Annotated in this window: 1 protein-coding gene; it reads right to left on the bottom strand. The window is 61.5% G+C overall.

From position 1 onward, the window contains the following. Positions 1–403 (bottom strand): efflux RND transporter permease subunit (locus SB764_RS38500; RefSeq protein ID WP_410866534.1); only part of this gene is annotated, 403 nt, incomplete at both ends.

The raw sequence follows: 403 nt of genomic DNA, 5'->3' as shown, positions 1-403 counted from the left end.
TCGCCGCAACGATGCGGTACTTGATGAATGCGCTGATCGACCACAATGGCATCGTCCACCACCAGCCCGGTAGCCAGGATCAGCGCCATCAGCGAGAAATTGTTCAGCGAAAAGCCGAACAGGTACATCACCGCAAAGGTCCCCACCAACGACACCGGCACCGCCAGGGTCGGGATCAGCGAGGCGCGGAAGTTACCCAGGAACAGGTACACCACCAGCACCACGAGGGCCACGGCAATCAGCAAGGTCATCTCGGCTTCATGCAAGGTGGCGGTGATCACCGGCGAGCGGTCCATGGCCAGGTTGAGCTTGACGCTGGACGGCAGCACCGCTTGCAAGGCCGGCAACTGTGCCTTGATCTGGCGCACCGTCTCGATGATGTTCGCGCCGGACTGGCGGTTGA

Origin of the sequence: Paraburkholderia sp. SIMBA_027 (genome assembly GCF_046535315.1) — a bacterium.
GTDB classification, from domain to species: Bacteria; Pseudomonadota; Gammaproteobacteria; order Burkholderiales; family Burkholderiaceae; genus Paraburkholderia; species Paraburkholderia tropica.
Note: the sequence above shows the minus strand (reverse complement) of the source record. Positions and strands in the feature narration are given on the sequence as shown.